The sequence below is a fragment of the Rhodanobacter sp. FW104-R8 genome, from assembly GCF_001617365.1.
In the GTDB taxonomy this organism is placed as follows: Bacteria; Pseudomonadota; Gammaproteobacteria; order Xanthomonadales; family Rhodanobacteraceae; genus Rhodanobacter.
Window position 1 is genome coordinate 1 of the sequence record NZ_LVJR01000073.1, and the last position, 7,317, is coordinate 7,317.

At 68.2% G+C, this 7,317-nt stretch carries 6 protein-coding genes; 4 read left to right on the forward strand and 2 right to left on the reverse strand.

Translation table 11 applies throughout. The features are described from left to right. Nucleotides 1-224 precede the first annotated feature (224 nt). The 4 genes from RHOFW104R8_RS11375 to gnd all read left to right on the forward strand — a co-directional run bounded on the left by RHOFW104R8_RS11375 (nucleotide 225) and on the right by gnd (nucleotide 5,340). Nucleotides 225-1,235 carry a nitrogen regulation protein NR(II) gene (locus RHOFW104R8_RS11375; protein WP_068094783.1) on the forward strand — a complete coding sequence of 337 codons (1,011 nt, stop codon included), beginning with the start codon at nucleotides 225-227 and terminating at the stop codon, nucleotides 1,233-1,235. A gap of 215 nt (nucleotides 1,236-1,450) precedes the next feature. Further along, entirely contained in the window at nucleotides 1,451-2,830 is a 1,380-nt protein-coding gene (ntrC, locus tag RHOFW104R8_RS11380; protein ID WP_201028751.1) for a nitrogen regulation protein NR(I), read from the forward strand. Nucleotides 2,831-2,976: 146 nt separating this feature from the next. Next, the gene (locus RHOFW104R8_RS11385) at nucleotides 2,977-4,326 is read left to right on the forward strand and encodes a glucoamylase family protein (protein ID WP_068094785.1); all 1,350 of its coding nucleotides are present in this window, start codon (nucleotides 2,977-2,979) and stop codon (nucleotides 4,324-4,326) included. A 108-nt stretch (nucleotides 4,327-4,434) separates the two neighbouring features. Next, on the forward strand, nucleotides 4,435-5,340 hold the full coding sequence (gene gnd / locus RHOFW104R8_RS11390; RefSeq protein WP_068094798.1) for a phosphogluconate dehydrogenase (NAD(+)-dependent, decarboxylating): 906 nt from the start codon (nucleotides 4,435-4,437) through the stop codon (nucleotides 5,338-5,340). Nucleotides 5,341-5,996: 656 nt separating this feature from the next. Here gnd and RHOFW104R8_RS11395 read toward each other — a convergent pair. Together RHOFW104R8_RS11395 and RHOFW104R8_RS11400 are read right to left on the reverse strand one after the other, a co-directional pair. Continuing rightward, the gene (locus RHOFW104R8_RS11395; RefSeq protein ID WP_068094788.1) at nucleotides 5,997-6,542 is read right to left on the reverse strand and encodes a DUF488 family protein; all 546 of its coding nucleotides are present in this window, start codon (nucleotides 6,540-6,542) and stop codon (nucleotides 5,997-5,999) included. Nucleotide 6,543: 1 nt separating this feature from the next. Beyond that, nucleotides 6,544-6,756, reverse strand: a complete 213-nt coding sequence (locus tag RHOFW104R8_RS11400; RefSeq protein WP_068094792.1) for a DUF2945 domain-containing protein — start codon at nucleotides 6,754-6,756, stop codon at nucleotides 6,544-6,546. Between the last annotated feature and the right edge of the window lie 561 nt (nucleotides 6,757-7,317).

Below are 7,317 nucleotides of genomic sequence, written 5' to 3' on the forward strand. Positions count from 1 at the left end.
ATCGGTTCAGGCGGTCAGTGATTGAGAGCGTCTATGACTGCAGCGGAGCGCAGAGGTTTCTCAACGGCCTGCTAGAAGTGTCCGCGTTAACGGGGTAGAACCCCGCGTAACACCAAAGTTTGTATTCATGTACAGACATTGGTGTTGTGAACACGAATGTCGTTTGCTCCTGCTGGATTTACCGTCTATTTGCACCAAGAAGAAACATTGTCCATTATGGTGCAATGAACGACATGGCGTGGCGGACGTGGGCGGAGCAGATGGCGACCGGGCTGGCCCTGGTCGACGCGGATCTGCGCTTGCGCTGGCTCAATCCCGCCCTGGTCGAGTTTCTGGAGCTGGGCTTCCGCAACGCGGTGGGGCAGCCGCTCGGCTTGCTGCTGGACGATGCCGACGAGGGCATGGCGCAGGCAGCGAAGGTGCTGGCGGAGCAGCGGCCCGCGCAATGGCGCGGGGTGGCGCTGGCCGCGGCCGATGATCGAGAGATCAGCGCGGACATCGCGCTGCAGCCGTTCGGCGACGGCCTGCTGCTGGAAGTGCACGTGCTGGCCGAACCGCCGTCGACCGCCTCGCCGCTGTCGGCCACCCTGCGCGGCTTCGCGCACGAGGTGAAGAATCCGCTGGCCGGCCTGCGCGGTGCGGCGCAGCTGCTGCAGCGGCGGGTCGACCACGAGGACCTGCGAGCGCTGGCCGGCATGATCATCGACGAGGCGGACCGGCTCGGCACGCTGGCGAACCGCCTGCTGCACCACGACGCCGCGGCGCAGCTCGGCCCGGTGAACATCCATCGCCTGCTGGAGCGGCTGTGCGACCTGCTGCTGGCCGAACCTGCGCCGCCGCAGCTGCGCCACGACTACGACCCCAGCGCGCCGGACCTCCACGGCGACGCGGACCGCTTGCAGCAGATCCTGCTGAACCTCGCGCGCAACGCGCTGGAAGCCGGCGCGCACACGCTCGCCTTGCGCACGCGGGTCGAACACGGCGTGCGCGTGGGCGAGCGAATGCTGCGCATGGCGCTGCGGGTGGACGTGATCGACGACGGCGCCGGCGTGTCCGCCGCGCTGCGCGACACGCTGTTCCAGCCGCTGGTCTCCGGCCGCGCCGACGGCACCGGCCTGGGCCTGGCGCTGTCGCGCGAGATCGCCCACGAACACGGCGGCGAGCTGCGCTACACCAGCCGGCCCGGCCACACGGTGTTCTCGCTGTACCTGCCCCTGGAGCGCGCGCATGACTGATTCACGCATACACGCCGTGCTCCCTCCCCTGCGCAGCAGGGGAGGGCTGGGGTGGGGTCAGCTCTTGACCTTCCCCGCCGTCCGGCGCAACCCCCTCCCGGCCTGCATTCGGGCCATCCATGGCCCTCACCCTGCGGGCGGCTCACGCCGTGCAAATCGGCAATCCTGCCGATTTGTCCCCTGCTTGCAGGGCGAGGAGCAAAGCGAGCCAAGCCATGAGTGAAGAAATCTGGATCGTCGACGACGACCGCGGCGTGCGCTTCGTGCTGGCCGAGGCGCTGCGTGACGCCGGGCTCGCGGTGCGCGAATTCGGCGAGGTCGCCGAAGTGCGTGTCGCGCTGCGCGAAACGCGGCCCGCGTTGCTGCTCACCGACGTGCGCATGCCGGGCGAGGGCGGGCTGGGCCTGCTCGGCGAGCTGCAGGCGCAGGGCATCGGCCCGGTGATCGTGATGAGTGCGTACACCGACGTGGCCACCACGGCGGCGGCGTATCGCTTTGGTGCGGTCGACTACCTGGCCAAGCCGTTCGACCTCGACCAGGCGGTAGCCGCGGTGCAGCGCGCGCTGGCCAGCGTGGCCGCGCCGACGGTGGCCGCTGGTCACGTGATCGCGTCGAACCATGCGCTGCTCGGCGAGAGCGCTCCGATGCGCGAGGTGTTCCGGCTGATCGGCCGCGTCGCCGCCAGCGACCTCAACGTGCTGGTCACCGGCGAAACCGGCACCGGCAAGGAGCTGGTGGCGCGCGCGCTGCACGAGGAAAGCACGCGCCGCGACAAGCCCTTCGTGGCGCTGAACACCGCGGCGATCCCCAGCGAGCTGCTGGAGAGCGAGCTGTTCGGCCACGAGGCCGGCGCGTTCACCGGTGCCACCCGCCGCGTCGCCGGCCGCTTCGAGCAGGCCGAGGGAGGCACGCTGTTCCTCGACGAGATCGGCGATATGCCGTTGGTGCTGCAGACACGGCTGCTGCGCGTGCTGGCCGGTGGCGAGTTCTACCGCGTGGGCGGGCGCGAGCTGGTCCGTTGCAATGTGCGCATCGTCGCCGCCACCCATCAGGACCTGGCCGCGCGCGTCGCCGCCGGCCAGTTCCGCGCCGACCTGATGCACCGGCTCGACGTGGTGCGCATCGAACTGCCGCCGCTGCGCACGCGCCGCAGCGACATCCCGCTGCTGGCCCGGCACTTCCTCGCCGCCACCGCGCAGGAGCTGAAGCTGCCGCCGAAGCGCTTCTCCAAGGCCGCGCTGAAACTGGTCGCGCAGCGCGACTACCCCGGCAACGTGCGCGAGCTGGAAAACCTGTGCCGCCGGCTGGCGGTGATCGCGCCCGGCAGCGAGATCCTGCCGGGCGACCTCGGCAGCAGCGCGGACAGCGTGCGCGGCGGCGAGTGGACCGACGCCTTGCGCGACTGGGCCACGCAGGCGCTGGCCGACGGCGAGGCGGACATCCACGCGCGCGCCCGCGAGGCGCTCGACCAGACCTTGCTCAACGTGGCGTTGCAGGCGAGCGACGGCCATCGCCAGAACGCCGCGCAGGCGCTGGGCGTGGGCCGCAACACGCTGACCCGCAAGCTAGGCGCCTCGCGCACGCGGCGGCGCTGAAGCGGCATCGGCCGGCGCGGTGCAGCGTCAACCTTCGCTTCACCGGGCCGCGGAGTAGGATGCCCGGACTGTCGATCCGCCGATCGACCGCTGCGGGGCGACCGGCACGTTCCGGCACGCCGCCCGCGCAGACCACGACGAGATCCATGCGCTCCCACCCCCCCAGTCATTTGCCTTCACCCGACACCCAGCTGCAGCACCTGCAGAGCAAGGCGTTCGCCTACTTCCGGTACGAGACGAACCTGCAGAACGGTTTGGTCGCGGACAAGACCGCGCCGGACTGGCCGGCCAGCATCGCCGCCACCGGGCTGGCACTGAGCTGCTATCCGGTGGCGGTCGAGCGTGGCCTGATGAGCCGCGCCGCCGCGATCAAGCGCACGCTGGCCACGCTGCGCTTCTTCCGCGACAGCGTGCAAGGCACCGCGCCGGACGCCACCGGCCATCGCGGTTTCTACTATCACTTCCTCGACATGCAGACCGGCAGGCGTGCGTGGCAGTGCGAGCTGTCCACCGTGGACAGCGCCCTGCTGTTCGCCGGCATGCTGACCGCCGCCGCGTATTTCAATGACGACACCACCGAGCAAAAGGAAATCCGCGACACCGCGAACTTCCTCTACCAGCGCGCGGAGTGGCCGTGGGCGCAGGCCGCCGACGGCACCATCGGCCACGGCTGGCACCCGGAGAGCGGCTTCATCCCGCATCGCTGGCAGGGCTACGACGAGGGCCTGCTACTGTACGTGCTGGCGCTTGGCTCGCCCACCCATGCGCTGCCGCCCGCGGCCTACCTGGCCTGGTCGTCCACCTACGAGTGGAAGCATTGCTACGACATCGACTACCTGTATTGCGGCCCGCTGTTCACCCACCAGCTGTCGCAGGCATGGATCGACTTCCGCGGCATCCGCGATGCGTTCATGCGCGACAAGGGCATCGACTACTTCGAGAACAGCCGGCGCGCCACCCGTGTCCAGCAGCGCTACGCCAGCGACAACCCGCTCTGCTTCAAGGGCTACGGCGACCATTGCTGGGGCATCACCGCCTGCGACGGTCCCGGCCCGGCGACGCTGAAGATCGACGGCATCGAGCGTCGGTTCGAGGACTACGTGGGCCGCGGCGCGCCGTACGGCATCGACGACGGCACGCTGTCGCCGTGGGCGGTGGTGGCCTCGCTGCCGTTCGCGCCGGAGATCGTGCTGCCGACCGTGCACCATTTCATCCACACGCTGCAGCTGCACGATGCGCATCCCTACGGCTTCAAGGCCAGCTTCAACCAGACCTGGGTCGGCCAGCCCGGCCAGCCGCCGGGCGGCTGGGTGTCGCCGTACTTCTTCGGCCTCAACCTCGGCCCGATCGTGCTGATGGTGGAGAACCACCGCAGCGGCATGCCGTGGCGGCTGATGCACGGCTGCCGCTGGGTCGTCGACGGCCTGCGCCGCGCCGGCTTCGACGGCGGCTGGCTCGACGCGGAGCACGGACGACACGCAAGCCGTTCGTCCTGAGCGTAGCGCAGCGAAGTCGAAGGACACGCGCGAGAAGGTTTTGCAGGCCGATCCATGGTATCGACACAGCACGACCGATAAATTTTGTTTCCCTGAATGGAGCAGACGATGGAACTTGGCATGGTGGGTCTGGGGCGCATGGGCGCGAACATGGCGGAACGTCTGGTGAAGGGCGGCCACAAGGTCGCGGGTTTCGACCCCAGCGCCGAGGCGCGCCAGGCCGCGGCGGCGAACGGCATCGCCCCGGCGACCTCGCTGGCGGCACTGGTCGAGGCGCTGCCGGCACCGCGCGCGGTATGGCTGATGGTGCCCGCCGGCAAGATCACCGACGACACCGTCGAGGCGCTGCTGCCGCTGCTGGCGAAAGGCGACACGGTGATCGACGGCGGCAACTCCAACTACAAGGACAGCCTGCGCCGCGCGCAGCTGTATGCCGAGCGCGGCCTGGGTTACGTCGACTGCGGCACCAGCGGCGGCGTGTGGGGCCTCAAGGAGGGCTATAGCATGATGATCGGTGGCGACGAAAAAACCGTCGAGGCGCTGCGGCCGATCTTCGAGACGCTGGCGCCGGCGAAGGACCAGGGCTGGGGCCGGGTCGGCCCGGCCGGTTCCGGCCACTACACCAAGATGGTCCACAACGGCATCGAGTACGGCATGATGCAGGCCTACGCCGAAGGCTTCTCGATCCTCAAGCACAAGGAGGAGTTCGGCCTCGACCTGCACCAGGTCGGCGAGATCTGGCGCACCGGCAGCGTGGTGCGCTCCTGGCTGCTCGACCTCGCCACCGACGCGCTGGGCAAGAACCCGAACCTGGACGGCATCGCGCCCTACGTGGTCGATTCCGGCGAAGGCCGCTGGACCGTGAACGCCGCGCTGGAACTCAACGTCTCCGCCCCGGTGATCACGCTGTCGCTGATGGAACGCTTCCGCTCGCGCGACAGCGACTCGTTCGCCGACAAGCTGTTGGCATCGCTGCGCAACGAGTTCGGGGGGCATGCGGTCAAGAAGGAGTAGGGCGTTCCGCATCACTCCCCGGATGCCCCCGCAGGAGCCCGCTCGCGGGCGATGCCCTTGCGCCCCCACGCCTGTGCCCGAACGGCTGACTTCCCCCACCGTTCGCACCGGCAGGCATCGCACCCTCACCTCGTCGTGCCGCCGAAGGCAGGCCGCTCGCGCCGCATCTCCGCTCCTCGTCATGCCTGCGAAGGCAGGCATCGCACTTCATCCATCATGTTTGCGGCCAAGCCTGCAGGCAGGGCAAGAGCTTTCGTGCGCCGACGGCGCCCGAGTCACTTTCTCTTTGCGTGGCCACGCGCACGTAGGAAGCGTGCGCGAACAGCGAAGCTGGCCCGAAGGGCGTAGGGCAGGATGTCCGGAGTAAAGAGAAAGTGACCCAAGAGAAAGGCCACCCCGCTTGGCGCTTGCCGCCCATCCTTGGGCGGCAAGTCCGTGAGTCGGGGCCGGGCTTTTCGAGCGGGCCTCCTGCCCGCGCGAAAAGGCGAGGTCATCCATGACCTCGCCCGCTGCGCGGCCTGTCGTCCCCGACTCACCGCCGCACAGGGGCCCCGGAAAGAGCAGCGGGCCGTCGTGGCCCGCACTCGGTGTGCAACCGCTTTGCGGTTGCGAGAGCTGGGAGCTGTTGCTCCGGTTTTGCCGCTCCGCCTGCCGATCTACAGCAAACCGCCTTGCGCCGGCGCGTAGCTCAATCGGCCGTCCACGATGTGCGCGGGCGAGGTGTACGGGTGCACCGTGCTGTGTGTGGCGTCGATGATGTGGGTCACCTCGATCCCGCGCAGCTTCAGCACATCGGCGATGATCGAGCGGTGGCAGCGCCACCACACCGCCTCGGCGCACATCATCGCGGTGCGCTTCTGCGCCGCCAGCTTCAGAAGCTCGACAAGGCCTTCGGCAAACTCCGTGGTGGCGGTGTAGTCGGCGTAGCCCCGGAACGCGGCGTTGCGCCACGCGGTGTTCGGCGAGCCGGGCTGCACCTTGCGGCGGCCGCCGAGCCTGGGCATCCATCGATAGGCGATGCCGTGCGCCGGCAGCGTGGCGGCCAGCGCGTCGCTGGCGAAGTGCGGATGGCGGCGCGAGCCAGGAAAACGGCGCACGTCGGCGATCGCCTCGATCCGGTACTCGCCCAGCAACCCGAGGAACTCCTCCAGCGTGCGGGTGGAGTGACCGATGGTCCAGACGGTGGCGGGATCGGCGGGCATCTCAGTCGATCTTGTGCAGCGCCGCGCCCTTGTGCATGGCGATGTGGTCGGTCTTGTCGCTCTGGATTTCGTACTGCGGATCGGCCTCGCTGCAGCGGTGCATGTGGCCCTTGTACTCGGTGTCGCGCGTGTGCACCGCGATGATCCGGCCGGTGACGTAGCCGGCCTCCGAATTCCAGCGCACGTGGTCGCCGATCTTGAAGGGGTGGTTCATGGTGGCTCCAAAGAGGGGGGGAGGTAATTATCTCGATTTAACTATCTCCGTCCCCTTTGATTGGAGAGAACCTGACTGACTAGATGGACGTCCAAACGGTGTGCCGGCTGATCCCCGGGCACCGGACAGTCCGATGAACGAACGAGGTCTTCGGGTGCGGTCTGTACAGTGGTCCGGGTCGGCAGCATCGGCCCAACAAGACCGGTTACAGAAATGCAGTCTGACAATCGTTGATTCCGTGAAGCACTGACACGCAGTACGCATCACCAGTACAACACGATGACCAGCAGTGGTCCGAAAGCTCAGGGCAAAGGCACTATGCGGCCGGAGTTGACGGGGAGTCTCTTACGGCATAGTTGGGCCTCATCTAGGCGGATAGAAGATTCCACCGGTCCTCCCAGGCTTCACAGTTATCAGCTTGTGCTGCTTAAGTGCCGAGAGAATCTGCGATGCGGATATGCCGGACCCCTCAGCCTGTGCTGCGAGCCTAGCAGGGTGTTGAGAATGCGCCCCTCCGATGCCGGTCGATAGCTCTCGGCTATGGATCATCAGGCGTAGCCG

Excerpts from the sequence above, each read along its gene's own strand:
- RHOFW104R8_RS11400 (WP_068094792.1), bottom strand. The coding sequence starts at position 6,756 with ATGAACCACCCCTTCAAGATCGGCGACCACGTGCGCTGGAATTCGGAG.
- ntrC (WP_201028751.1), top strand. The coding sequence starts at position 1,451 with ATGAGTGAAGAAATCTGGATCGTCGACGACGACCGCGGCGTGCGCTTC.
- RHOFW104R8_RS11395 (WP_068094788.1), bottom strand. The coding sequence starts at position 6,542 with ATGCCCGCCGATCCCGCCACCGTCTGGACCATCGGTCACTCCACCCGC.
- gnd (WP_068094798.1), top strand. The coding sequence starts at position 4,435 with ATGGAACTTGGCATGGTGGGTCTGGGGCGCATGGGCGCGAACATGGCG.
- RHOFW104R8_RS11375 (WP_068094783.1), top strand. The coding sequence starts at position 225 with ATGAACGACATGGCGTGGCGGACGTGGGCGGAGCAGATGGCGACCGGG.
- RHOFW104R8_RS11385 (WP_068094785.1), top strand. The coding sequence starts at position 2,977 with ATGCGCTCCCACCCCCCCAGTCATTTGCCTTCACCCGACACCCAGCTG.